The organism is Saccharopolyspora sp. NPDC045941, assembly GCF_056431445.1.
Genome location: NZ_JBWKKU010000016.1, coordinates 66,265 through 89,422 on the forward strand (window position 1 = coordinate 66,265; position 23,158 = coordinate 89,422).

A 23,158-nucleotide genomic window follows, 5' to 3' on the forward strand; every position below is an offset into this window, starting at 1 on the left:
CACCGACACCCTGCGGAGGTGACGCGGAGCAGGTCGACGTGGAGGCGCTGCACGAGCAGCCGCCACTGATCACCGGGCGTCATGCGGGACAGTGAAACAGATCCCGCGATCGAGCGGCACTGCTCTCAAACTGCGGGAAGGTTGCGGCGCGGTTTCGCGCTTCGTGTGCCGAAGGCCACTTTCGGGGTCGATTGATCTTGTCGATCGGGTGATCGCGTCAGTTCAGGTGTCGGCGCGGCGCGGTGTCCTTTGTGGACTCGACGGGGCGGGTGCCGGGGTGGCGTTGCGGGCGGTGCGCGGCATTCAGGTCTGATCGTTTCATTCTGGACCAGCGGAAACGATCGGTGCCTTGATCGTTTCGAGTGGGGCGCCCGGCGGGTTCGGCCGAATCGGCGATCTCCGGCTCGGCCGTTATCGAATGGTCATCTTCATGAACCACTCAGTGTTACTGATTGAGTGGTGTAAGTGCCGATGCTTACCGCCAAACGGGTCAATGGTTGCGTCTCCTGATAACCCTCAGCTACGTTCGCGGCTCGTACGTCACGGTTCGGTCACAGGGCATGCCTCATCCCCCGAAGAGGCGGCCACCCCGCAATCCCCCGGCGGGGCAGCGACCGGATCCCCCCGAGACGGAAGGTGAAGATGGGCAAGCACCGCAAGGAGGACGGCGATCCCCCGAAGGCCGCCCTCCCGGTTCGCAGCAAGGTCGTCGCGGCCGTCGTCGCCGGCGGCGCCTTCGCCGCGGTGGGGCAGCCGATGGTCGCCAGCGCCGACTCCGAGGTCGACCAGCCCGTGAAGCGGCTCGTCGGTTCGAAGAACCTGAGCCTCGCCGTCACCGGGACCGCCGAGAGCCCCGCCGCGGTCCGGCTGCTCGCCGCCGAGTCCCCGATCGACTCGGCCGAGGAGGGCGAGAAGATCGACAAGAGCGAGGCGATCGAGCACGAGCGCGAGGCCGCCCGCGCGGAGGCCGAGCGGGCCGCCGCCGAGGCCAAGCGCGCCGAGGAGGAGCGGCAGCGGAAGGCGCGCAGCTTCGTCAAGCCCGCCGAAGGCACCTTCACCTCCGGCTTCGGCGCCCGCTGGGGCACCAGTCACCGGGGCGTCGACATCGCCAACAGCATCGGCACCCCGATCCGCTCGGTGGCCGCGGGCAAGATCATCGAGGCCGGCCCGGCCAGCGGCTTCGGCCTGTGGATCCGGGTGCAGCACAACGACGGCACGATCACCGTCTACGGGCACATCAACACCATCGACGTCAGCGTCGGCCAGCAGGTCGATGCCGGTGACAAGATCGCCACGATGGGCAACCGCGGCCAGTCCACCGGCCCGCACCTGCACTTCGAGGTCCACGAGGGCGGCACCAAGATCAACCCGCTGCCCTGGCTGAAGGAACGCGGCATCTCCCTGTAGTGCCCCCCGAGCAGCCGCCCGGGACCCGAAACCCCCGACGGGTCCCGGGCGGCTTCCCCACTTCCGGATCCGGCTACTGCTCGGCGGCGGTTTCGGCCGGTTGGTCTTCCTCCAGGCGTTGCCGGAGGAAGCCGAGGGTTCGCGCCAGCAGGCGGGAGACGTGCATCTGCGAGATGCCGATCTGCTCGGCGATCTGCGTCTGGGTCATGCCGCGGAAGAAGCGCATCACCAGGATGCGGCGCTCCCGGTCCGGTAGGTCCTGCAGGAGCGGCCGGACCATCTCGCGGTTCTCCACCTCGGCCAGTTCGGCGTCGTCGGAGCCGATGGCGTCGCCGAGCGGGATCTCGTCGGTGTCGGTCAGCAACTCGTCGAGCGAGGCGCTGCGGTAGGCATTGCCCGCCTCCAGGCCTCGGTAGACGTCGTCGGTGCCGATCCCGAGGTGCTTCGCCAGCTCGCTCGGCGTCGGCGCGCGGCCCAGCTCCTGCGACAGCCGGGCGATCGCCGCCGACACCGACAGGTGCAGCTCCTGCAGCCGGCGCGGCATCCGCACCGCCCAGCCGGTGTCCCGGAAGTGCCTGCGCACCTCGCCCATGATCGTCGGCACCGCGTAGGACAGGAAGTCCACGCCGCGCTCCGGGTCGAAGCGGTCCACCGCGTTGATCAGCCCCAGCGTGGCGACCTGGGCGAGGTCCTCCTGCGACTCGCCGCGATGGCTGAAGCGGCGGGCGATGTGCTCGGCCACCGGCAGGTGCTCGGTCACCAGCGTTTCGCGGAGCGCGCTGCGGCGCGGGTCCTCCTTGCCCAGCTTCGCGAGCTCGCGAAACAGCGGCGCCAGCCGGTCGTAGCGCTCGTTGCGCGAGTGTGCCGTCGGCTTGGAGTCCGCTCGTTTCACACGTGGGCCGTCCGTCCCTTGGTCAACTCGATCCGCACCAGGTGGCTGCCGTTGGCAGCCGGATCCGACTCGACCGAGGTTGACACAACGTCGGCCAACGCGCTCAGCACGCGCCAGCTGAAGGTGTCCTTGCGGGGCCCGAACGCATCGTCGCTGATGACCTCGGCGCTGACCGACAGCCGGTCGCCGGCGAGGCGGAACCGGCAGACGAGCGTCGCGGCCGGGGCGGCCAGCCGGACCAGCGACGAGCACGCTTCGTCCACGGCCAACCGCAGGTCGGCGATGGTGTCGACGTCGTAGTCGGCGCGCATCGCGAGATCACCTACGACGGCCCGCATGACCGCCAGCTGGGCGGGCTCGGCCGCGATGCGGACCTCGACCAGATTCGCCGCGGCTGTCTCCGGCTCGACGTGCGCGAGCTCGCGTTCCACGCTCATCCCGGGCCACCTCGTCTCGGTCGGTGCGGCGCACACCTCACTCACAGTCACCTGGTACCCGAGGCCCGGACCGAACAAACGGACGGCCCGCCGGTTACACCAGGGTGGTCCAGTAGTCCCAGAACCGCTGCAGGATCAGGACCACGATGACCAGATACCACACCGCGAGCACCACGCTGTGGAACCGGCGCAGCGCCACGCCGATGGATTTGCCGCCGCCGAGGTTGCCCGCCTCGAGGTTGTGCAGCGTCGTGTACCAGAACAGCGGGATGGTCACGACCCACACGACCATGCAGTACGGGCACAGCGCGCCGATCTCGTAGAGGCTCTGCACCACCAGCCAGTGGATGAAGCCGACCGCCAGCGTGGTGCCGAGCTGCATGCCCAGCCAGAACCAGCGCGGCGGCCGGAACCCGGCCAGCACCGCGACCCCGGCGGTGACCACCACCGGGAACGACGCCACCCCGATCAGCGGGTTCGGGAAGCCGAGCACCGCCGCCTGGGCGCTGTCCATCACCGAACCGCACGAGATGATCGGGTTGATGCTGCAGGTCGGCACGTAGCCGGGGTTCGCCAGCTTCTGCAGCTTCTCCAGGATCAGCGCGAACGATCCCACGAAGCCGACGAGGCCGCCCACGACGTACAGCCAGCCCAGGCCGCGCGGCGCGCCGTCAGGGTGCGATCGCTCGGCGGGGGCCGGCTCGACGGCGTGGGCGGCGGTCACTTCGCGAGCTCCTTGTCGACCTCGCCGCGGAAGGCGTCGTTGAGCTGCTGGAAGGTCTGGATGTTGCCCGCGTCGAACTCCTTGCCGTTGATGAAGATCGTCGGCGTGCCCTGCACCCCGGCCTTCTCACCGTCGGCGACGTCGGCGTCGATCTTGGCGTTGACCTGCGGCGAGTTCATGTCCTGGTGGAACTTGGCCAGGTCGAGGCCGAGCTGCTGGGCGTACTGGTCGAACAGCCCGCGCGCCTTGGCCTCGTCGGTGCTGATGTTCTGGCCGTCGGGCGCCACCGCCCACGCGTCGTAGTTGTCGTAGAGGGCGTGGTACATCTCCTTGTACTTGCCCTGCACCCCGGCGGCCTCGGCGGCCTGCGCGGCCGGCCTCGCCAGCGGGTGCATGCCGAGCGGGAAGTTGCGCGTGATGAAGGTGATCTTGCCCGCGTAGTCCTTCTCGACCTGCTTGGTCAGCCCCGAGTAGTACGAGTGGCAGCCCGGGCACTGGTAGTCGAGGAACTCGACCACGGTGACCTTGTTGTCCGGCGCGGAGGTCAGCACGTGGCTGTCGGGCTTGCGCAGGATCTCGGCCGCCACCGCGGGAGTGCTGGACGCGTTGTCCTCCGAACCGCTGCGGTTGAACAGCAGCACGCCTCCGATCACCACGACGGCGACGACCACCACCACGATGGTGAGGATGACGTTCGTGGACAGCCCGCTCTTCGCGGTCACGGGATTCTGGTTCTTCGACATCGCGTGCTTTTCACCTTCGGCGGTCGGGCCCGCTGGTATTGCGGGTGAGGACGGCGCGTCCAGTTTCGCGCATTAACCCGATTGGGAACTCTCGCGGGGTCCAACTCACAGGCCGTTCACAGCCGGCTCTCAGCTGAACCGGTTTGCGCCGACGAATTCGGCGGGTATTCCGCAAACGATGAACGATCCGCTGCGCCTCCTGGACGATGCCGAACGCGGCCTGCTGAGGTCCTGGCCCGACGGGACCTGGCACGAGCCGGCCCTGGCGACGCTGACCCACCACCGGTTCTCCGATCCGGACTGGATCTTCGAGCGCAAGCTCGACGGTGCGCGGGTGATCGCCGGTTGCGACGGCGGCCGGCCGGTGCTGTGGTCGCGCAACCACAAGCGCGTCGACGCCTCCTACCCGGAGATCATCGACGCGCTCGCCGCGCAGGGCGCCGGCCGGTTCGTGCTGGACGGCGAGATGGTCGCCTTCGAGGGCGACCGGACGAGCTTCGCGCGGCTGCAGAAGCGCCTCAACCTCACCGATCCGCGGGCGGCCCGCCGCACCGGCGTCGCGGTCCACTACTACGTGTTCGACCTGATCGCCTTCGGCGGCGTCGACCTGACGAGGCTGTCGCTGCGCTCCCGGAAGCGCCTGCTGCGCGAGTGCTTCGACTTCACCGACCCACTGCGGTTCAGCGCGCACCGCGCGGGCGACGGCGAGGCGTTCTTCCGCGAAGCGTGCCGCCGCGGCTGGGAGGGCCTGATCGCCAAGCGCGCCGACCAGCCCTACCGCGGCGGGCGCAGCCGCGACTGGCTGAAGTTCAAGTGCGTCGCCGACCAGGAATTCGTCATCGGCGGCTACACCGATCCCAGGGGATCCCGGTTCGGCTTCGGAGCGTTGCTGGTCGGTTACTACCAGGAATCCCGGCTGCGCTACGCGGGCAAGGTCGGCACCGGCTACGACGAGCGGACGCTGCGGGACCTGCGCGGCAGGCTGGACGAACTGGCCCGCGAGCGCTCACCGTTCGCCGACCCGGTGACCGAGCCCGGCGCGCACTGGGTGGCGCCGGAGCTGGTCGCGCAGGTCGGGTTCACCGAGTGGACCGGCGACGGGAAGCTGCGGCACCCGCGCTTTTCGGGGCTGCGCAACGACAAGCGCCCGCAGGACGTGGTCCGGGAGACCTAGTGGTCCAGGACGATCGTGGCCTGGTTCGCCGCCGGATTCACCTGTGTTTCCGATTGCGGGGGGCTCCACGTAGCGAGCAGAACGGTCGTCACGACCATCATCACCGTTCCGACAACCGACACGAAGGTGCGGCTGTTGCTCTGCATGGCTGGGGCCCCCGGAATCTCGCGTAGGAACAGAAAAGGCGAATGCGGCGAACGCCACGTTTGGCGTCTCACCTGGGGTGTCGCCACGAGGGGGTCCAACGTTAGCGACCTTCGCCATGTTCCAGGTGTGATGCGGAACTCCCTGGTGGGGATGGGTTTTCGGGCGCCTCCGACCACAAGCCCAGTTGCTGCAGGTGATGGATCAGTAACTGTCCGGTATGGGTGATGTGCTGGTGCATCGCGGCGCGGGCGCCGGCGGGGTCCCGGTGGCGCAGCGAGGTGAGCAGGTTCTGGTGGTCGGCCACCGCGATCTCCCGCCAGCCCGGCACGTCTGCGGTGGTGTTGCGCGGCGTGTAGCGCACCGCGATGCCGAGGAACCAGGCCAGCTTCGGCGACTCGGCGGCCCGGCAGATCACGGCGTGGAAGCGGGTCACCGGCTCGCCCATGTCGAGCAGCGCGAACTGGCTCGCCATCTGGATTTCCTCCAGCAGGGCACCGAGTTCGGCGAGCCGCTCGGCGTCGATCTGGCGCGCGGCGCGGGCCGCGAGCTCGCCAGCGATGGTGGCCTGCAGCCGGTGCGCGTCCTCGAAGTCCTGCCGGCTCAGCGGTGCCACCGTGAACCCGCGGCGCGGTTCGAGGTCGACGAAGCCCTCGCCGCGCAGGGCCAGCAGCGCCTCCCGGACCGGTGTGACGCTGACGCCGAGCTGCTCGGCGAGCCGCTCCAGGTGCAGGTGATCGCCCTGCCGCAGCCGGCCCGTCATGATCCCTTCCCGCAGCCGGCCGGCCAGCTCGTCGGGAAGCCGGGGGGAGCGTGCGCGCATCGCAGCCTCGATCACCGTTCGGCCGCCCCTGATCCGCCGGTTGTGTCGCCTGTCACGTGCAACTTGATACCACCAGTTGTGCGTAGTTGATTCGAGTCATGGACGTACCCCGCTTGCAGGACCTGCTCGACCTGGCCGAGCCGGACGCCGACCGGTTCCTCGGCCGCACCCAGCCGATGCCGAAGCTCCGCCTGTTCGGCGGGCTGCTGCTCGCCCAGTCGATCGCCGCGGCGGGGCGCACGGTCGCCGACGACCGGCCGGTGCACTCGATGCACGCGCTGTTCGTCCGGCCCGCGGACCCGACCGACCTCGTCGAGTACACAGTGGACAGAATCCGGGACGGCGGGGCCACCTCGGCGCGGCGGGTGATCGCCCGCCAGGACGGCGTCGAGGTTTTCACCGCGCTGGTCTCCTTCCAGCGCGGCCGCGACGGCGTGCGGCACCAGGCGGAATTCCCGCGGGCCACCGAGCCCGAGGAGCTGCTGCCGCTGCACGAGCGCTTCGCCGACTCCGACGTGCCGGTCCCGGACTGGTGGCGCAAGCCCCGCGCGATCGAGCTCCGCCACGTCGACGACCCGCCGTACCCGCCGCCGGTCGAGCCGAGCGACGCCTCCCGGCACCTGGTGTGGATGCGCGCCCCGGAGAAGCTGCCGGACGATCCGCTGCTGCACGCCTGCGCGCTGGCCTACGCCTCGGACATGACCTTGCTGGAGCCGGTGTTCCTGCTGCACGGCGTCGACCGGCACGCCAAGGGGCTGCAGCTGGCCAGTCTGGATCACGCGATGTGGTTCCACGAAGACCTCCGCGCCGACGAGTGGCTGCTCTACGACCAGGACTGCCCGGTTGCGGCGGGCGGTCGGGTGCTTGGACGCGGCAACGTCTTCGACCGTTCCGGCCGCCACGTGGCGACGGTCGCGCAGGAGGGACTACTGAGAATCGAGCGGTGAGGCCGGGCAACGGGTGGCCGGTATCGTTCCTGGGTGTGGTAGCAGATCCTGCCGGCTCCGCCGCCGAAGTCACCCACGCGCTGGCCCGGGCTCGCCTCGCCGACGTGCCCGCTCTCACCGAGCGGTTGATGGCCGCGATCTTCACCGACAACCCGGAGTGGACCGACTACAGCCCCGTTCCCAAGGAGGACCTCTGGGAGGGCTGCCGGCAGTACCTCGAACGCATCCTGCAGATCCTCAGCGGCGAGGTCGCCGGGCCGGACGGCGACGACGTGGCGGCCGCGATCGGCCGCCGCCGCGCCGAGCAGGGCGTGCCGCTGGAGGTGATGCTGCGGACGTTCCGGCTGGGCGGCCGGATCGCCTGGGAGGCGCTGGTCGACCAGGCGCACCAGGACGGCGCCGACCCCGACTCGGTGCTGGGCGTCGCGACGTCGATCTGGACGGTCATCGACGGCCTGTCCTCGACGCTGTCGACGTCCTACCGCAACACCGAGCTGGAGCGGCTGCGCCGCGACGACCAGCGGCGCCACGCCATGGTCGAGGACCTGCTCGCGGGTCGCGCGCGCGACATCGCCTTCGCGCAGCGCACCGCGAAGGAGCTCGACCTGCCCACCGGCGGGCGGTACCTGGCGATCGTCGCCGACCTGACCAGCGACGGCGGCTTCGCGCTGCGCGGGCACCAGGACGCCTTGAGCGCCTTGCACTTCCGCTCCGTGTGGCAGGTGCGCGCCGATTCGCTGGTGGGCCTGGTGGCGCTGGAGCAGCGGAGCAAGGACCTCGCGCTGGACGCGCTGCGACCGCTGGCGCGCGGCCGGGTCGCGGTGTCGCCGCCGGTGCGCGGTCTCGCGGAGGTGGGGCTCGCCCACCAGCTCGCGCTCACCACGCTGGGCACCTCGTCGTACGGCGCCGCGGAGCTGGTGACCCTGGAGGAGCGGTATCCGGAGGCGCTGCTGGTGCAGTCGCCGGACCTGGCGCAGCGGATGCTGGAGTCCCAGCTGGGTCCGATCCTGGAGCTGCCGGTCAAGGAACGCGACATGCTGCTGGACACCCTGGCGGCGTGGCTGGAGGAGAACTGCTCGACGGCCAACGCGGCGGTCCGCCTCCACTGCCACCGCAACACGGTCCTCAACCGCCTGCACCGCATCACGTCGCTGATCGGCCAGCCCCTCTACGGCCGCTCGGCGTACGTGTCGCTGTCGCTGGCGCTGTCCGCGCTGCGCCTCCGCGACGGCTTGCGGGATTAGGCGGGAAGCAGGGACTTCGGGGGTAGCCAGGGGTCGATCGGGACGCAGCCCCCGGCGTGGCCGTTGCCGTCCAGGAGCCTGCCCATCAGCTTGACCTGCCGGAGCGCCACCGCTCGGTCGACCAGCTGCAGTTGGGGGAGGCGGTCGCCGAGTAGCGCTTCCAGGCGGCCGACGTCCGCCACCGACTTCAGCCACACCGTGAACAGCAGGTTCTGCGGGCCCGTGACGGATGCGCACAGCCGGAGTTCGGGCAGCGCCCGCAGGCCTTGCACCACCTTGTCCAGCTGTCCGGGCGGCACGCTCGCCCACAGGCTCGCCGAGACCGGCCAGTCGGTCAGGTCGCGCGCGATCTCGCAGCGCAGCGACAGGCCGCCGTTGTGCGTCAGCCCGGCCAGCCGCCGGCGCACGCTGGGCGCGTTCAGGCCGGTCTCCTGGCCGAGCTCGACCGCGGTCGCCCGGCCGTTCCGGGACAGCGCGGTGATCAGCCTTCGGTCGCGTTCTTCGAGGTCGGTCGCGGGCGGCAGGTCCGTCGCGGTCGGGCGGGCGAGTCGGCGCTGCTGGGACGGCGTCAGCGCGCGGAGCCGCCAGCTGGATCCCTCGGTGAAGACCTTGGTGCCCAGCGCGGCGCGGGTGCGCACGACGCCCGGCAGCGGCGAGATGCGGTCGGACAGCAGTTCGGAGAGCGCGCCGAGATCCCGGATCATCACGGTGATCAGCAGGTCCCGGCCGCCCGCCATGTGCTCGACGGTGATCACCTGCGGGTAGGTCGCGAGCTCGCGGCCGACCGCCACCTGCTGGCCGGACCGCACGTCGATCTCGATGAAGGCCATGCAGATCGAGCCGGCCAGCCGCATCCCGGGGTAGCAGGTCGTCCAGGCGAGACCCGCCGCGTGCAGCCGTTCCCAGCGCCGCCCGACGGTGGCCGAATCCACGCCGAGCACGCCACCGATCTCGGTCCAGGTGGCGCGCGGCGAGATCTGGAGCGCGTGCAGGATCGAGCGGTCCAGCTCGTCGAGTGACGTTTCGTGCATCCGGACCTGCCCTTCGAGCTTTTCCGTGCATTCTCGCGCGGGTTTCTATCGATCTTTGCCGCCGGGTCGCACGCTGCTCCGAACGAAAGCACCTCGGAGGTGAGCGTGACGCAGGTGGACGAAACCCCGACAACGCGACCAGGGAGATCGGCGGCCCCGGCGAAGGGGCGCCGGGAGCTGCTCGCCGGGACGGTGGGCGGCGTCGTCGAGTCTTTCGACTGGACGATCTACGCGGTGCTGGCGCCGTACTTCGCGTCGCAGATGTTCGCTGGGAACAACGAGCTGATCAAGCTGCTGGCCGCCTACGCGGGCTTCGCGGTGAGCTTCGTGGTCCGGCCCTTCGGCAGCTACCTGCTGGGGCGGCTCGCAGACGCGCGAGGCCGCCGGTTCGCGCTGATGGTCAGCATGATCGCCATCTGCCTCGGCAGCCTGCTGATCGCGCTGCTGCCCACTGCGGCGTCGATCGGGGTCGCGGCTCCGGTGCTGCTGGTGCTGCTGCGGGCGCTGCAGGGCGTCGCGATGGGCGGGGAAGCGCCCAGCGTGGCCGCGTACATCAGCGAGACGGCACCGTCGAACCGCAAGTTCTTGTTCAGCGCCCTGTCCTACAGCGGCGTGATCATCGGCAACATCCTGTGCTTCGCGGTCGTGGGCGTGCTGCTGCTCGTGATGGGCAAGCCCGGTGTCATGGACGGCGGCTGGCGGATCGGATTCGTCATCGCGGCGGTGTTCGGCGTGCTGGCGTTCTGGGTGCGCAGCATCGCGGCGGAGAGCGGCGAGTTCGAGAGCGGCAAGCGCGAAGCGCAGCGGCCGAAGCTGGCCGGGCACATGCGGAACATGGTCGCGGTCTTCCTGATGACCACCGGGGTGACGGTCGGCTACTACCTGGGCACGACCTACATGCCGGAGTACGCGACGCAGGTCGGTGCGGCGCCGGCCGCGAGCTCGAACCTGAGCATGATTCCCAGCCTGCTGCTGCTGATCGCCGCGATGGCGTTGTTCGGGATCCTGGGGGACCGCTTCGGCGGCATGCGGGTGTTCCGGATCGGGTTGGTGCTGCTGGCGTTGTGCACGGTGCCGCTGATGACGGCGCTCGCGCAGGGCTGGTTGCCGGTGTGGGCGGTGACGACCCTCTACCTGGTGCTCGGCGTCGCGCCGACCATCGCGCTGGCCAACGTGCTGTCCGCGCGCGGATTCCCGGTCGAGGTGCGGGTGGTGTGCATGGGCGTCCCGTCTACCCTCTCGATCGCGTTGTTCGGCGGCACCTTCCCGCTGCTGGCCCAAGGCCTCGGCGCGGCCGGGTACCTCGCCGCGGTGCCCTGGGTGGCCGCCACCGTCGCCGTCATCGCGCTGGTGGGCACCGCGCTGTTCAAACAGGACTGAATTCGGAGAAGGATTGCCATGACTTCCTTGTCGACCTTGCTCGACGATGCCCGTGCACTGCACCCGGATCTGGTGCAGATCCGCCACGGCCTGCACCAGATTCCGGAGCTGGGGTTGCAGCTGCCGCGCACCCAGGAACGGGTTCTGTCCGAATTGGACGGTCTGGGGCTGGAGGTGTCCACCGGGGAATCGGTCAGCTCCGTCACGGCGGTGCTGCGCGGAGCCCGACCCGGTCCGACGGTGCTGCTGCGCGGGGACATGGACGCGCTGCCCGTCGCGGAGGAGACCGGGCTGGACTTCGCCGCCGGCGACGGGCGGATGCACGCCTGCGGGCACGACCTGCACACCACGATGCTGCTCGGCGCGGCGAAACTGCTCGCCCCGCGCCGGGATCAGCTCTCAGGCGATGTGGTGTTCATGTTCCAGCCGGGGGAGGAGGGCTACGACGGCGCGGCGCGGATGATCGAAGAGGGGCTGCTCGACGCCAACGGCCGCAAGCCCGACGCGGCCTACGCCCTGCACGTGATGTCGTCGTGGATCAAGCGCGGGGTGTTCACGACTCGCGGCGGGCCGATGCTCTCGGCGTCGAGCCGGTTGCGGGTGACCGTCCGCGGGCGCGGCGGGCACGGTTCGGCGCCGTTCCGGGCGGTGGACCCGGTGCCGGTGGCGTGCGAAATGGTCACCGCGCTCCAGTCGTTCGTGACCCGGCGGTTCGACATCTTCGACCCGGTGGTGCTGACGGTGGGCATGATCCACGGCGGTACCCAGGAGAACGTCATCCCCGACGAGGTGACCTTCGCCGCGACGGTCCGGTCGTTCTCGCCGCAGGCGCAGGCGGTGGTCAAGGACGGCTCGATCCAGGTGTGCGAAGGCATCGCGGCCGCGCACGGAGCCGAGCTGGACGCGGAGTTCGTCGAGTTGTACCCGGTAACGGTCAACGACGTGGCCGAGACGTCGTTCGTGACCGACACCCTGCGCGAGTTGCACGGCGAGGAGCGCTTCGCCCCGGCGCCCAACCCGGTCGCCGGTTCCGAGGACTTCTCCCGGGTGCTCGACGAGGTGCCGGGCGCGATGATCGCCCTCGGCGCCTGCCCGGACGACCTCGATGTGGCGAACGCGCCGAACAACCACTCGCCCCGAGCCCGATTCGACGACGCAGTCCTCGGCGACGGAGCCGTCGCATACGCGGCGCTGGCGGTGCAACGCCAGCAGTCGGGCAACTGACCCGCAGGGGCGGTGCCGATTCGGTGCCGCCATTACCTGCGGGGGTCCGGCAGCTGCTTCGGCGGGGACCACGGGTTGATCGGGACGCAGCCGGACTCGTGGCCGTCCTCGTCGAGCAGCCTGCCCATCAGCTTCACCATGCGCAGCGTCACCGCCCGGTCCACGAGGTGCAGCTGGGGCAGGCGGTCGGCCAGCAGCGCTTCCAGGCGCGCCAGGTCGGCCACGGACTTCAGCCACAGCGTGAACAGCAGGTTGTGCGGGCCCGTGACCGATGAGCACATCCGCAGTTCGGGCAGGGCGCTCAGGCCCTGCACGACCTTGTCGAGCTCGCCGGGCGGCACGCTGGCCCAGAGGGTCGCCGCGATCGGCCAGCCGGTGAGGCCGCGGGCGACCTCGCACCGCAGCACGGCGTCGCCGTGGTGCGCCAGCCCGGCGATGCGGCGGCGGACGTTCGGCGCGCTCAGCCCGGTCTCCCGGGCCAGCTCGACCGCGGGCGCCCGGGCGTCCCGGGACAGGGCGGTGATCAGCCGGTGGTCGTGCTCGTCGAGCTCGGCGCGCGGCCGGTCGGCGGCCGGCCGGGCCAGCTGCCGCTGCTGGGCGGCGGTGAGGCTGCGCAGCCGCCACCGGGAGCCTTCGGTGAACACCCGGGTGCCCAGCGCGGCGCGGGTGCGGGCGACGCCGGGCAGCGCGGAGATGCGCTCGGACACCAGCTCCGACAGCGCGCCGAGGTCCTGGACCAACACCATGATCAGCAGGTCCCGGCCTCCCGCCAGGTGTTCGACCGTGGCCACCTGCGGGTAGGTCGCCAGCGTCCGGGCCACCTCCATCGCCCGGCCGGACTGCACGTCGACCTCGACGTAAGCCGTGAAGATCGCGTCGATCAGCCGGACCCCGGGATAGCAGGTCGTCCAGGCCCGGCCGGTGCTGCGCAGCCGATCCCAGCGCCGCGCCGCGGTGACCGCGTCCACGTCCAGCACCCGGCCCACCTCGGTCCACGAGGCGCGGGGTGAGATCTGCAGCGCGTGCAGGATCGAGCGGTCCAGCTCGTCCAACTCTCGATCCTTTTCCTGCATCGCCCTCCAACCCTCGCGCTTTTTCCTGCATTCTCGCGCAGGTTCCTTTCCGGGAGCTACACCGGCTCGCACTCTGCTCGGCACGAACACACCTCGGAGGTGAGTGTTGGCGCAGGTGGATGGGGCCCTGGCAGCGCGGCCAGGGCGAGCGGCGGTTTCCCCGAAGGGGCGTCGCGAACTGATCGCCGGAACGGTCGGCGGGATCGTCGAGTCGTTCGACTGGACGATCTACGCGATTCTGGCGCCGTACTTCGCATCGCAGATGTTCGCCGGGGACGACGAGCTGACCAAGCTGCTCGCGGCCTATGCGGGCTTCGCGGTGGGATTCGTGGTCCGCCCGATGGGCAGCTACCTGCTCGGCCGGATCGCCGACGTGCGCGGCCGCCGGTTCGCGCTGATCGTCAGCATGGGCACGATCTGCCTGGGCAGCCTGCTGATCGCGGCGCTGCCCACCGCGGCGACGATCGGGGTCGCGGCTCCGGTGGTCCTGGTCCTGCTGCGCGCCCTGCAAGGGATCGCGATGGGCGGGGAGAACCCGAGCGTCGCGGCCTACATCACCGAAACCGCGCCGCAGCAGCGCAGGTTCCTCTACAGCGGCCTCTCCTATTGCGGCGCGTTCATCGGCAACATCCTCTGCTTCGCCGTCGTCGGCGCGCTGCTGCTCGTGCTGGGCGAGCAGGGGGTCGTCGACGGCGGCTGGCGGATCGGCTTCGTCGTCGCGGCCCTCTTCGGCGTCCTGGCTTTCTGGGTGCGCAGCACGGCCGCCGAGAGCGAGGAGTTCGAGGCGGGCAGGCGTGCTGCAGCGCCGCGGCCGAAGCTGTTCGATCACGCCCGGGGCATGCTCGCGGTGTTCCTGATGACCACCGGCACCACCGTCGGCGTCTACTTCGGGACCGTCTACCTCCCGGAGTACGCCGCGCAGGTCGGCGTCGCGCATTCCGCGGCGTCCAACCTGGAGATGATCCCGAGCCTGCTCGCGCTGATCGCCGCGATGGTCGTTTCCGGGCTGCTGGCCGATCGTTTCGGAGGCATGAAGGTGTTCCGCGTCGGGGCGCTGCTGCTGGCGTTGAGCACGGTTCCGCTGATGACTGCGCTCGCCCAGGGCTGGCTGCCGATGTGGGCGGTGGCGACCTGCTACCTCGTCCTCGGCGTCGCACCCACGACGGCCGTGGCGAACGTGCTCTACAGCGAGGTCTTCCCGGTGGCCGTGCGGGTGGTGGCCATGGGCGTGCCGTTCACTCTCGCGGTGGCGCTGTTCGGCGGCACCTTCCCGCTGCTGGCGGAGGGGCTCGCGGCGTTCGGGCACCTGCCCGCGGTTCCGTGGTTCGCAGCCGGTACCGCCGTCATCACGCTGCTGGGGACCGCGGTGCTCGGTGCCCGTTCCGGCGAGAAGGGACTGTCATGATCGCCCTGCCGGCGTTGGTGGACGACGCCCGCGCCCTGCACCCGGACCTGGTGCGGATTCGCCATGATCTGCACCGGGTTCCGGAGCTGGGATTGCGGCTGCCGCGCACCCAGGAGCGCGTGCTGTCCGAATTGGACGGACTGGGCCTGGACGTGTCGACGGGTACCGGGCTCAGCTCGGTCACCGCGGTCCTGCGCGGCTCGCGGCCGGGCCCGACGGTGCTGCTGCGCGGGGACATGGACGCGCTGCCGGTGGTGGAGGAGACCGGGCTGGACTTCGCCGCGGGCGACGGGCGGATGCACGCCTGCGGTCATGATCTGCACACGACTATGCTGCTGGGCGCGGCGAAACTGCTGGCGCCGCGCAAGGATCAGCTCGCCGGCGACGTGGTGTTCATGTTCCAGCCGGGCGAAGAGGGCTACGACGGCGCGGCGCGGATGCTGGAGGAGGGCCTCCTGTCCGCGTCCGGGCGCAAGCCCGACGCGGCCTACGCGCTGCACGTGATCTCCTCGCTGCGCCGCGGTCTCTTCACGACTCGCGGCGGGCCGATGCTCGCTGCGTCCAACCGGCTGGTGGTGACGGTCCAGGGGAGGGGCGGGCACGGTTCGGCGCCGTTCCGGGCGGTGGACCCGGTGCCGGTGGCGTGCGAGATGGTCCTGGCGCTGCAGGCCTTCGTGACCCGGCGGTTCGACATCTTCGACCCGGTGGTGCTGACGGTCGGCACGATCCACGGCGGTACCCAGGAGAACGTCATCCCCGACGAGGTGACCTTCGCCGCGACGGTCCGGTCCTTCTCCCGGCAGGCCCAGTCGGTGGTCAAGGACGGCTCGGTCCAGGTCTGCGAGGGCATCGCCGCGGCGCACGGGGCGGAGGTGCGAGCGGAGTTCGTCGAGCAGTACCCGGTGACGGTCAACGACGAGGCGGAGGCGGAGTTCGTCGCGGACGCCCTGCGGGAGCTGCACGGCGAGAACCGCTTCGCCCCGGCGCCCCAGCCGCTCGGCGCTTCGGAGGACTTCTCCCGGGTGCTCGACGAGATCCCCGGAGTGATGATCTCCCTGGGCGCCTGCCCGGAAGACCTCGACCCGGAGAAGGCGCCGAACAACCACTCGCCGCGAGCCCGGTTCGACGACGCGGTGCTCGGCGACGGAGCGGCGGCGTACGCCGCGCTGGCCGTCCGGCGGCAGCAGGCCGGCCGAGATACCACCGGGTCAGGCGCTTGACTGTGCAAGCGTGACATTCGGTCAAAGCACATATTTCGGGCTGCTGGCGGCGGCGTCGACCTCGAGTCGGCGCCGTCGCTTGCTTTTTCGTGCCTGAGTGTGTCTCGCGTCATGTGATCGGCGTCTCGAGTACTGTCGGTGATGATCGCGTTACATGTTGTGTGTGTCACGCGTGGGAATGTGCGTTCTGCACATCCGTTATGTGAGAAGTCTGGGCGAGCGGGCATAGCGCGGGAGTGGTCGTGCTCACGACACTCACAGTGAGAATTGCCCGCTCGATCCGGGCTTTCCGTAACCGGCGCGTGCAGTCAAAGGAGCACAGCGAAGTGCAGGAGTTCGACCTTCTCGTGGTGGGCGGCGGCCCCGGCGGATACGTCGCCGCGATCCGGGCCGCGCAGCGCGGCCTCTCGGTTGCCGTGGTGGAAAAGGAGCGGCCCGGCGGGGTCTGCCTGAACTGGGGCTGCATCCCCACCAAGGCGATGCTGCGTTCGGCCGAGGTGTACGAAACCGTGCTGCACGCGGCCGATTTCGGGGTGAACGTCGAGAACGTCACCGTCGACTACGACGCGATCACGCGTCGCAAGAGCGCCGTCGTCAAGGGTCTCACCGACGGCGTCGCCGGCCTGCTCAAGAGCAACGGCGTCACCGTGATCAACGGCCACGCCCGGTTCACCGGCCCGACCACCGTGGACGTCTACGCCACCGGTGAGTCGCCGCTGGGCGCCGACGGCCCGCGCTACGCCGCCGAACCGGCCGGCGCGCAGCCCGTCGAGCAGGTCAAGGCCCGCGACGTCATCATCGCCACCGGCTCGGTCCCCGTGCAGCTGCCGCTGCCCGGCGCGGACCTGCCCGGCGTGATCACCTCCGACGGCGCCTTCGGGCTCACCGAGGTGCCGAAGCGCATCGCGATCATCGGCGGCAGCGCGGTCGGCGCCGAGTGGGCGACCCTGTTCGCCACCCTCGGCAGCGAGGTCAGCATCATCGAGATGCAGAAGACCCTGGTGCCCGCCGAGGACGTCGAGGTCGGCAAGGCGCTGGGCCGCTCGTTCACCAAGCGCGGCATCAAGGTGCTCACCGAGGCGACCGTGTCCCGCGTCGACCAGGCCGCCGACGGCCTGCGAGTGACTGTCGATAGCGCCAAGACGGGGCAGATCGACAGGCAGATTGACACAGACGTGGTGCTCGTCGGCGTCGGCCGCAAGCCCAACACCGCCAACCTGGACCTGGCGAAGACCGGCGTCGCCACCAGCGAGCGCGGCTTCATCACCGTCGACGACAAGCTGCGCACCAACGTCGAGCACGTCTACGCGATCGGCGACGTCACCGGCAAGGCGCTGCTCGCGCACGTCGCGTCGCACCAGGGCGTGGTCGCCGCCGAGACGATCGCCGGGCACCACGCCGCGATCGACTACAACGTCATCCCGGCCGCCACCTTCACCCACCCGGAGATCGCCAGCGTCGGGCTCACCGAGGCCAAGGCGATCGAGGCCGGCCACGAGGTGGTCGCCGCCAAGTTCCCGTTCGCCGCGCTCGGTCGCGCGCAGAGCTACGGCGACACCGAGGGCTTCATGAAGATCGTCGCCGGCAAGAAGTACGGCGAGGTGCTGGGCGTGCACATCATCGGGCACTCCGCCAGCGACCTGATCACGGAGGGCGCCCTCGCCATGGCCCTGGAGGCCACCCTCGACGAACTCGCCGAGACCATCCACGCGCACCCGACCCTGGGCGAGATCGGCATGGAGGCGGCGATGTCCGCGCTCGGCCTGCCGGTCCACGTCGCGCCGCCGAAGAAGCGCTGAGCGAAGACCAGTGAGGGTTTCAGAGGTTTGCGTAGCGGTGCCAGTAGCGGAACCTCAGACGCCGTCTCGCTCCGGGGTCCCCGACATCATGAATGCCAATTCACCACGTCGGGGCTGTCCTCCCGAGACGACGCCTGAGAACCCGCGGCGGTGCGAGCTGAGTCCCACACCGCAAGCGGCTGCCGCCGCTTCTGAAACGGCAAATCGAGAAGGGGATCTGTGATGGCACAGACTGCTACCCGCACCAAACCTGCCACTCGCGCCACCAAGTCGCGCCGCGCCGGTTCGGTACGCGGCTCCGGCGGCGGACGGTTCGCCGGTGAGTCGCCGGAGCTCCTGAAGGACTACTTCTACGAGATGACCCTGATCCGCCGCTTCGAGGAGCGCGCGGCCCAGGGCTACACCCAGGCCAAGATCGGCGGCTACTGCCACCTCAACCTCGGCGAGGAAGCCACCGTCGTCGGCCTGATGCGGGCGCTGCGCAAGAGCGACCTGCTGTTCACCAACTACCGCGAGCACGGCTACGCGATCGCCAAGGGCATCGAGCCCGGCCGCGTCATGGCCGAGCTGTACGGCCGCACCACCGGCACCTCCAAGGGCTGGGGCGGCTCGATGCACATGTTCGACGTCGAGGCCGGGCTGCTGGGCGGCTACGGCATCGTCGGCGGGCAGGTCCCGCTGGCCACCGGCGCGGCGATGGCCATCGACTACCGCGGCGGCGACCAGGTCGTGATGTGCCAGATGGGCGACGGCACCACCAACATCGGCGCCTTCCACGAGGCGCTGAACATCGCCGCGCTGTGGAACCTGCCGGTGGTGTTCGTGGTGATCAACAACCAGCTCGGGATGGGCACCACGGTCGACAAGTCCTCCGCCGAGCCGGACCTGTTCAAGCGCGCCGCCGCCTACCGGATGCACGGCGAGCGGGTGGACGGCAACGACGTGCTGGCCGTCCGCGACGCGGCGACCCGCCTGGTCGAGGAAGCCCGCGAGAACGGCCGCCCGGCGCTGCTGGAGGCCGTTAGCGAGCGGCTGAAGGGCCACTCGGTGGTCGACCCGGCCAAGTACCGCAGCGAGGACTCGATCGAGAAGGCCAAGCAGGCCGACCCGGTGGCGAACTTCCGGGCGGAGCTGATCGAGGCGGGCATCCTCGACGAGGACGCCGCCGTGGAGATCGAGCGCAAGGCGCAGGCCGAGGCCGACGCGGCGGTCGCGTTCGCCGACGACAGCCCGCACCCGGACACCTCGACGCTGTTCGACTACACCTACGCCACCCCGGTGGCCAACGACTCGCGGCGCCTGCCGGCCGACCCGGTCTTCTGAGGCTTCTGCCCCGCGATTTCGCGACACCCCGCCACAGATCCCGTGGAATCTCTCCGACGCCAATGGAGAGGTCCACGGGGTTCACCAATGCTTTTGTGCAGGAGAAAAACCCTTGGCCGTCATCTCTTATCGCCAAGCGTTGCACGACACGCTTCGCGAAGAAATGCTGCGCGATGAGGACGTCTTCCTCATCGGCGAGGAAATCGGGGTCTTCGAAGGCTCCTACAAGATCACCGCCGGGTTGCTGAAGGAATTCGGCGAGAAGCGCGTGCGCGACACCCCGATCGCCGAAGAGGGCTTCGTCGGCGCCGCGGTCGGCGCCGCCATGCTCGGCCTGCGGCCGGTCGTCGAACTGATGACGATCAACTTCTCGTTGATCGCGCTGGACCAGATCGTCAACCACGCGGCCAAGATCTACGGCATGTTCGGCGGGCAGACCAGCGTGCCGATGGTGCTGCGCACGCCGGGCGGCGGCGGCCAGCAGCTGGGCGCCACCCACTCGCAGAACATCGAGCTGTACTACGCGTTCGTGCCGGGCCTGAAGGTCGTCGCGCCGAGCACCCCGGCCGACGCCAAGGCGCTGCTGCTGGCGTCCATCCGGGACAACGACCCGGTGCTGTTCCTGGAGAACCTCGCGCTGTACAACACCAAGGGCGAGGTCCCGGACGTCGTCGAGCCCGCCGAGATCGGCAAGGCGAAGGTGACCAAGCAGGGCACCGACATCACCATCATCGGCTACTCGCGGATGGCCATGGTCGCCCAGCAGGTCGCCGAGAAGCTGCAGGCCGAAGAGGGCATCAACGCCGAGGTCGTCGACCTGCGCAGCCTGCGGCCGCTGGACCGCGACACCGTCGTGGAGTCGGTGCGCAAGACCGGCTGCGCCGTGATCGCCGAGGACGACTGGCTGACCTACGGCATCGGCGCGGAGGTCGCGGCGTCCATTTCGGACGGTGCGTTCGACTACCTGGACGCCCCGGTGCGCCGCGTCGCTGCGGCGGAGGTCCCGCTGCCCTACGCCAAGCCGCTGGAGCGGGCCGCGCTGCCGTCCGCCGAGTCCCTTACGACCGCTGTCCACCAGACGCTGGACGCCGTCGGCCGCCGTCGCCGCTGAGGCCTGTGCTCACCCGAGGAAGACCATGACTGAGATTCAGATGCCGAGGCTCTCCGACACGATGGAGGAGGGCGTGATCTCGACCTGGCACAAGAACGTTGGTGACCAGGTCAAGCGCGGCGAAGTGATGGCCGAGATCGAGACCGACAAGGCCATCATGGAGCTGGAGGCCTACGACGACGGGGTGCTGGAGAAGATCCTCGTCGACGCGGGTGCGACGGTGCCGATCGGCACGCCGATCGCGATCCTCGGCGACGGCTCCGGTGCCGCGGCGGAAGCCGCCCCGGCCCCCGCGCCCGCCGCTGCGGCGCCGGCCGCCGAGGCCCCGGCCGCTGAGGCTCCGGCCCCGGCCGAGCCCGCCGCCGCTCCGGCGCCCGAGGCCCCGGCCGCGCCCGCCGAGCAGGGTGCGAAGCCGAAGGCGTCGCCGCTGGCGAAGGCGGTCGCCAAGGAGAAGGGCGTGGACCTGTCCACGGTGCAGGGCACCGGCCCCGGCGGGCGGATCATCCGCGCCGACATCGAGGCCGCCGCCTCGGCCGCCCTGGCCGCCGCTGCTCCGGCTCCGGCCGCCGCTCCGGCCGCTGCTCCGGTGGTGTCCAATGAGGACGTCGAGGAGATCCCGCTCAGCAACATCCGCAAGGTGACCGCGAAGCGCCTGACGGAGAGCAAGCAGCAGGCCCCGCACTTCTACCTGACCAGCGCCATCGACGTCACCGACCTGATGGCGTTCCGGGCGACCCTCAACGAGCGCCTGCAGGCCGCGGGCGGCCCGAAGGTCAGCGTCAACGACCTGATCGTCAAGGCGGTGGCGACGGCCCTGCGCGCCAACCCGGCGGTGAACGTCTCGTTCGCCGGCGACAAGATGCTGCAGCACAAGCGCATCAACCTCGGCGTCGCGGTGGCCATCGACAACGGCCTGGTCGTGCCGGTGATCAAGGACGCCGACCGCAAGAGCGTCTCGGAGATCGCCGCGGAGAGCCGGGAGCTGGCCGGGCGGGCCCGCGAGGGCAAGCTGAAGCTGGACGAGATGTCCGGCGGCACCTTCTCGATCTCCAACCTGGGCATGTTCGGCATCGAGCAGTTCAGCGCGGTGATCAACCCGCCGGAGGCGGCGATCCTGGCGGTCGGCGCGGCCCGCGACGAGGTGCAGGTGCGCGACGGCGAGTTCGTGGCCCGCAAGATCCTGCGGGCGACGCTGTCGGCGGACCACCGGGCGGTGGACGGCGCGGTCGGCGCGGCGTTCCTGCAGCTGCTGACCGGGCTCCTGGAGGACCCGATCCGCATCATCGCCTGACGATCGGCGACTTGGGCCCCTTCCGCGACGACACGGGGCGGTCTCTCGCGGAAGGGGCCTTTTTCACGCCCCGACCGGATTCACCGCCCCGTCGCGAAGCGGGTGGGTCCGCAATTTCAATGGAAATCAGATCTCCGATTTCCATTGAAATTGCGGGAGTTGTCCACAGGCTTCGGCGTGTCGGGTGGTCAGAGCTTGGCCTGGGCTTCGGTGAGGACCGCGCGGAGGATCTGCTCCACCTCGTCGAAGTGCTCCTGGGTGGAGATCAGCGGCGGGGCCAGCTGGATCACCGGCTCCGCCCGGTCGTCCGCGCGGCAGTACAGGCCGGCCTCGAACAGGGCGGGGGAGACGTAGCCGCGCAGGACGCGTTCCGCGTCTTCCGCGGTGAAGGTCTCCTTGGTCGCCTTGTCCTTGACCAGCTCGATGCCGTAGAAGTACCCCGCGCCGCGGACGTCGCCGACGATCGGCAGGTCCAGCAGCTTCTCCAGGGTGGCGCGGAAGTTCGCCTCGTTGGCCCGGACCCGGCCGTAGAGGTCCTCCGACTCGATGAGGTCCAGGTTGGCCATGGCGACCGCGCAGGCCACCGGGTGCCCGCCGTAGGTCGAGCCGTGCGTGAAGCTGCTGCCGTCGACCAGGAACGGCTCCATCAGCCGCTCGTCGGCGATCATCGCGCCCAGCGGCGCGTACCCGGAGGTCAGGCCCTTGGCGACGGTGATGATGTCCGGCTGGTACCCGTAGCGGTTGGCGCCGAAGTCGTGCCCGAGCCGGCCGAAGGCGCAGATCACCTCGTCGGAGACCAGCAGCACGTCGTGCTCGGTGCAGATCTCCCGCACCCGCTGCCAGTAGCCGGGCGGCGGCGGGAAGCAGCCGCCGGTGTTCTGCAGCGGCTCCAGGAACACCGCGGCGACGGTCTCCGGGCCTTCCCGCTCGATCGCGCGGGCGATCTCGTCGGCCGCCCAGGCGCCGAACGCCTCGTAGTCGTCGGCGTGCACCGGCGCGCGGTAGAAGTTGGTGTTGGGCACCTTGATCGCGCTGGGCACCAGCGGCTCGAAGTCCTGCTTGGCGCCCGGGATGCCGGTGATGGACAGCGCGCCCTGCGAGGTGCCGTGGTAGGCCAGCGAGCGGCTGATCACCTTGTGCTTGTTGGGTTTTCCGGTCTTCTTGAAGTACTGCTTGGCGAGCTTCCAGGCGCTCTCCACGGCTTCGCCGCCGCCGCCGGTGAAGAACACCCGGTCGAGGTCGCCGGGGGCCTGGGCGGCGACCCGCTCGGCGAGCTCCACCGCGCTGGGGTGCGCGTGCGACCACAGCGGGAAGTACGCGAGCTGCTTGGTCTGCCGCGCCGCCGCCTCGGCCAGTTCGTCGCGGCCGTGCCCGACCTGGACCGCGAACAGACCGGCCAGGCCGTCGAAGTAGCGCTTGCCGTGCTCGTCGTAGACGTAGGGGCCGTCGCCGCGCACGATCACCGGGATCTCGCTGTCGGCGTAGCCGCTGTGGTCGGCGAAGTGCAGCCACAGGTGGTCGCGGGCCCGGTCGCCGAAGGTGCGGGCGACGGTTGCGGCGGGCTTGTCCGTCGCGCTCATGATCAACCTCACGCTCATCGATGTATGCGGAATCCATTGTACTGACCCGTCATGAACAACGAAAAGCGTCGCAAACGCCATCTACGACAATTGATCTCGTGGTCAAGTGTCTGCTGGACCTCAAGCGCGTGCACCTGGAGCTCGGCGGCAAGGCGGACTGCACCCGCATCGAGCACGTGATGAGCG

Annotated in this window: 20 protein-coding genes; 12 read left to right on the plus strand and 8 right to left on the minus strand. The window is 70.2% G+C overall.

All coding sequences use genetic code 11. The annotated features are described in order from the left end of the window. Window positions 1-642: 642 nt before the first annotated feature. Entirely contained in the window at window positions 643-1,407 is a 765-nt protein-coding gene (locus AC07FN_RS15335; protein WP_478396190.1) for a M23 family metallopeptidase, read from the plus strand. 73 nt (window positions 1,408-1,480) lie between these two features. On the opposite strand, the gene AC07FN_RS15340 is transcribed toward AC07FN_RS15335, so the two are convergent. The 4 genes from AC07FN_RS15340 to AC07FN_RS15355 all read right to left on the minus strand — a co-directional run bounded on the left by AC07FN_RS15340 (window position 1,481) and on the right by AC07FN_RS15355 (window position 4,203). After that, a complete protein-coding gene (locus AC07FN_RS15340) occupies window positions 1,481-2,299 on the minus strand; it encodes a SigB/SigF/SigG family RNA polymerase sigma factor (RefSeq protein ID WP_478396191.1) in 819 nt (272 codons plus the stop codon). After that, window positions 2,296-2,736: an ATP-binding protein gene (locus AC07FN_RS15345; protein WP_478396192.1), complete on the minus strand. Its 441-nt coding sequence runs from the start codon at window positions 2,734-2,736 to the stop codon at window positions 2,296-2,298. The genes AC07FN_RS15340 and AC07FN_RS15345 overlap by 4 nt, the downstream gene beginning before the upstream one ends. Window positions 2,737-2,830: 94 nt before the next feature. Continuing rightward, window positions 2,831-3,460, minus strand: a complete 630-nt coding sequence (locus AC07FN_RS15350) for a vitamin K epoxide reductase family protein (protein WP_478396193.1) — start codon at window positions 3,458-3,460, stop codon at window positions 2,831-2,833. Then, window positions 3,457-4,203 carry a DsbA family protein gene (locus tag AC07FN_RS15355; protein WP_478396194.1) on the minus strand — a complete coding sequence of 249 codons (747 nt, stop codon included), beginning with the start codon at window positions 4,201-4,203 and terminating at the stop codon, window positions 3,457-3,459. Before AC07FN_RS15355 ends, AC07FN_RS15350 begins: the two co-directional genes overlap by 4 nt. Before the next feature lie 178 nt (window positions 4,204-4,381). Here AC07FN_RS15355 and ligD point away from each other — a divergent pair, with 178 nt between their 5' ends. Then, window positions 4,382-5,377 (plus strand): non-homologous end-joining DNA ligase, encoded by a 996-nt coding sequence (gene ligD, locus AC07FN_RS15360; RefSeq protein WP_478396195.1) that lies wholly within the window; start codon window positions 4,382-4,384, stop codon window positions 5,375-5,377. Window positions 5,378-5,624: 247 nt separating this feature from the next. Here the strand turns inward: ligD and AC07FN_RS15365 are convergent, their stop codons facing one another. Next, window positions 5,625-6,344 carry a GntR family transcriptional regulator gene (locus AC07FN_RS15365; protein WP_478396196.1) on the minus strand — a complete coding sequence of 240 codons (720 nt, stop codon included), beginning with the start codon at window positions 6,342-6,344 and terminating at the stop codon, window positions 5,625-5,627. Between the two features lie 98 nt (window positions 6,345-6,442). Here AC07FN_RS15365 and AC07FN_RS15370 point away from each other — a divergent pair, with 98 nt between their 5' ends. Together AC07FN_RS15370 and AC07FN_RS15375 are read left to right on the plus strand one after the other, a co-directional pair. Then, window positions 6,443-7,291, plus strand: a complete 849-nt coding sequence (locus AC07FN_RS15370; protein WP_478396197.1) for an acyl-CoA thioesterase — start codon at window positions 6,443-6,445, stop codon at window positions 7,289-7,291. Between the two features lie 35 nt (window positions 7,292-7,326). Beyond that, window positions 7,327-8,535 carry a PucR family transcriptional regulator gene (locus AC07FN_RS15375; RefSeq protein WP_478396198.1) on the plus strand — a complete coding sequence of 403 codons (1,209 nt, stop codon included), beginning with the start codon at window positions 7,327-7,329 and terminating at the stop codon, window positions 8,533-8,535. On the opposite strand, the gene AC07FN_RS15380 is transcribed toward AC07FN_RS15375, so the two are convergent. Further along, window positions 8,532-9,566 carry an Lrp/AsnC family transcriptional regulator gene (locus AC07FN_RS15380; RefSeq protein WP_478396199.1) on the minus strand — a complete coding sequence of 345 codons (1,035 nt, stop codon included), beginning with the start codon at window positions 9,564-9,566 and terminating at the stop codon, window positions 8,532-8,534. The two genes, AC07FN_RS15375 and AC07FN_RS15380, sit on opposite strands and share 4 nt — an antisense overlap. 105 nt (window positions 9,567-9,671) lie before the next feature. Between AC07FN_RS15380 and AC07FN_RS15385 the strand changes: the two genes are divergently transcribed. Then, window positions 9,672-10,946 (plus strand): MFS transporter, encoded by a 1,275-nt coding sequence (locus AC07FN_RS15385; protein WP_478396200.1) that lies wholly within the window; start codon window positions 9,672-9,674, stop codon window positions 10,944-10,946. A gap of 18 nt (window positions 10,947-10,964) precedes the next feature. Then, a complete protein-coding gene (locus AC07FN_RS15390; protein ID WP_478396201.1) occupies window positions 10,965-12,170 on the plus strand; it encodes a M20 metallopeptidase family protein in 1,206 nt (401 codons plus the stop codon). A gap of 32 nt (window positions 12,171-12,202) precedes the next feature. On the opposite strand, the gene AC07FN_RS15395 is transcribed toward AC07FN_RS15390, so the two are convergent. Further along, window positions 12,203-13,222 carry an Lrp/AsnC family transcriptional regulator gene (locus AC07FN_RS15395; RefSeq protein ID WP_478396202.1) on the minus strand — a complete coding sequence of 340 codons (1,020 nt, stop codon included), beginning with the start codon at window positions 13,220-13,222 and terminating at the stop codon, window positions 12,203-12,205. A gap of 136 nt (window positions 13,223-13,358) precedes the next feature. On the opposite strand from AC07FN_RS15395, the gene AC07FN_RS15400 reads away from it, so the two are divergent. The 6 genes from AC07FN_RS15400 to AC07FN_RS15425 all read left to right on the plus strand — a co-directional run bounded on the left by AC07FN_RS15400 (window position 13,359) and on the right by AC07FN_RS15425 (window position 21,392). Beyond that, on the plus strand, window positions 13,359-14,648 hold the full coding sequence (locus AC07FN_RS15400; protein WP_478396267.1) for an MFS transporter: 1,290 nt from the start codon (window positions 13,359-13,361) through the stop codon (window positions 14,646-14,648). Continuing rightward, entirely contained in the window at window positions 14,645-15,868 is a 1,224-nt protein-coding gene (locus AC07FN_RS15405) for a M20 metallopeptidase family protein (RefSeq protein WP_478396203.1), read from the plus strand. Before AC07FN_RS15400 ends, AC07FN_RS15405 begins: the two co-directional genes overlap by 4 nt. Window positions 15,869-16,194: 326 nt before the next feature. After that, complete coding sequence (gene lpdA, locus AC07FN_RS15410) at window positions 16,195-17,667, plus strand: dihydrolipoyl dehydrogenase (RefSeq protein ID WP_478396204.1); 1,473 nt, start codon at window positions 16,195-16,197, stop codon at window positions 17,665-17,667. A 222-nt stretch (window positions 17,668-17,889) separates the two neighbouring features. Next, on the plus strand, window positions 17,890-18,990 hold the full coding sequence (gene pdhA, locus AC07FN_RS15415; protein WP_478396205.1) for a pyruvate dehydrogenase (acetyl-transferring) E1 component subunit alpha: 1,101 nt from the start codon (window positions 17,890-17,892) through the stop codon (window positions 18,988-18,990). Window positions 18,991-19,102: 112 nt separating this feature from the next. After that, window positions 19,103-20,101: an alpha-ketoacid dehydrogenase subunit beta gene (locus AC07FN_RS15420; RefSeq protein WP_358302905.1), complete on the plus strand. Its 999-nt coding sequence runs from the start codon at window positions 19,103-19,105 to the stop codon at window positions 20,099-20,101. A 25-nt stretch (window positions 20,102-20,126) separates the two neighbouring features. Further along, a complete protein-coding gene (locus AC07FN_RS15425; RefSeq protein ID WP_478396206.1) occupies window positions 20,127-21,392 on the plus strand; it encodes a pyruvate dehydrogenase complex dihydrolipoamide acetyltransferase in 1,266 nt (421 codons plus the stop codon). Between the two features lie 188 nt (window positions 21,393-21,580). On the opposite strand, the gene AC07FN_RS15430 is transcribed toward AC07FN_RS15425, so the two are convergent. Beyond that, window positions 21,581-22,972 carry an aspartate aminotransferase family protein gene (locus tag AC07FN_RS15430; RefSeq protein ID WP_478396207.1) on the minus strand — a complete coding sequence of 464 codons (1,392 nt, stop codon included), beginning with the start codon at window positions 22,970-22,972 and terminating at the stop codon, window positions 21,581-21,583. Between the last annotated feature and the right edge of the window lie 186 nt (window positions 22,973-23,158).

Coding starts and splice junctions, on each gene's coding strand:
- AC07FN_RS15380 (WP_478396199.1), bottom strand. CDS start 9,566: ATGCACGAAACGTCACTCGACGAGCTGGACCGCTCGATCCTGCACGCG.
- AC07FN_RS15355 (WP_478396194.1), bottom strand. CDS start 4,203: ATGTCGAAGAACCAGAATCCCGTGACCGCGAAGAGCGGGCTGTCCACG.
- AC07FN_RS15425 (WP_478396206.1), top strand. CDS start 20,127: ATGACTGAGATTCAGATGCCGAGGCTCTCCGACACGATGGAGGAGGGC.
- ligD (WP_478396195.1), top strand. CDS start 4,382: ATGAACGATCCGCTGCGCCTCCTGGACGATGCCGAACGCGGCCTGCTG.
- AC07FN_RS15345 (WP_478396192.1), bottom strand. CDS start 2,736: ATGAGCGTGGAACGCGAGCTCGCGCACGTCGAGCCGGAGACAGCCGCG.
- pdhA (WP_478396205.1), top strand. CDS start 17,890: ATGGCACAGACTGCTACCCGCACCAAACCTGCCACTCGCGCCACCAAG.
- AC07FN_RS15405 (WP_478396203.1), top strand. CDS start 14,645: ATGATCGCCCTGCCGGCGTTGGTGGACGACGCCCGCGCCCTGCACCCG.
- AC07FN_RS15390 (WP_478396201.1), top strand. CDS start 10,965: ATGACTTCCTTGTCGACCTTGCTCGACGATGCCCGTGCACTGCACCCG.
- AC07FN_RS15430 (WP_478396207.1), bottom strand. CDS start 22,972: ATGAGCGCGACGGACAAGCCCGCCGCAACCGTCGCCCGCACCTTCGGC.
- AC07FN_RS15370 (WP_478396197.1), top strand. CDS start 6,443: ATGGACGTACCCCGCTTGCAGGACCTGCTCGACCTGGCCGAGCCGGAC.
- AC07FN_RS15335 (WP_478396190.1), top strand. CDS start 643: ATGGGCAAGCACCGCAAGGAGGACGGCGATCCCCCGAAGGCCGCCCTC.
- AC07FN_RS15365 (WP_478396196.1), bottom strand. CDS start 6,344: ATGCGCGCACGCTCCCCCCGGCTTCCCGACGAGCTGGCCGGCCGGCTG.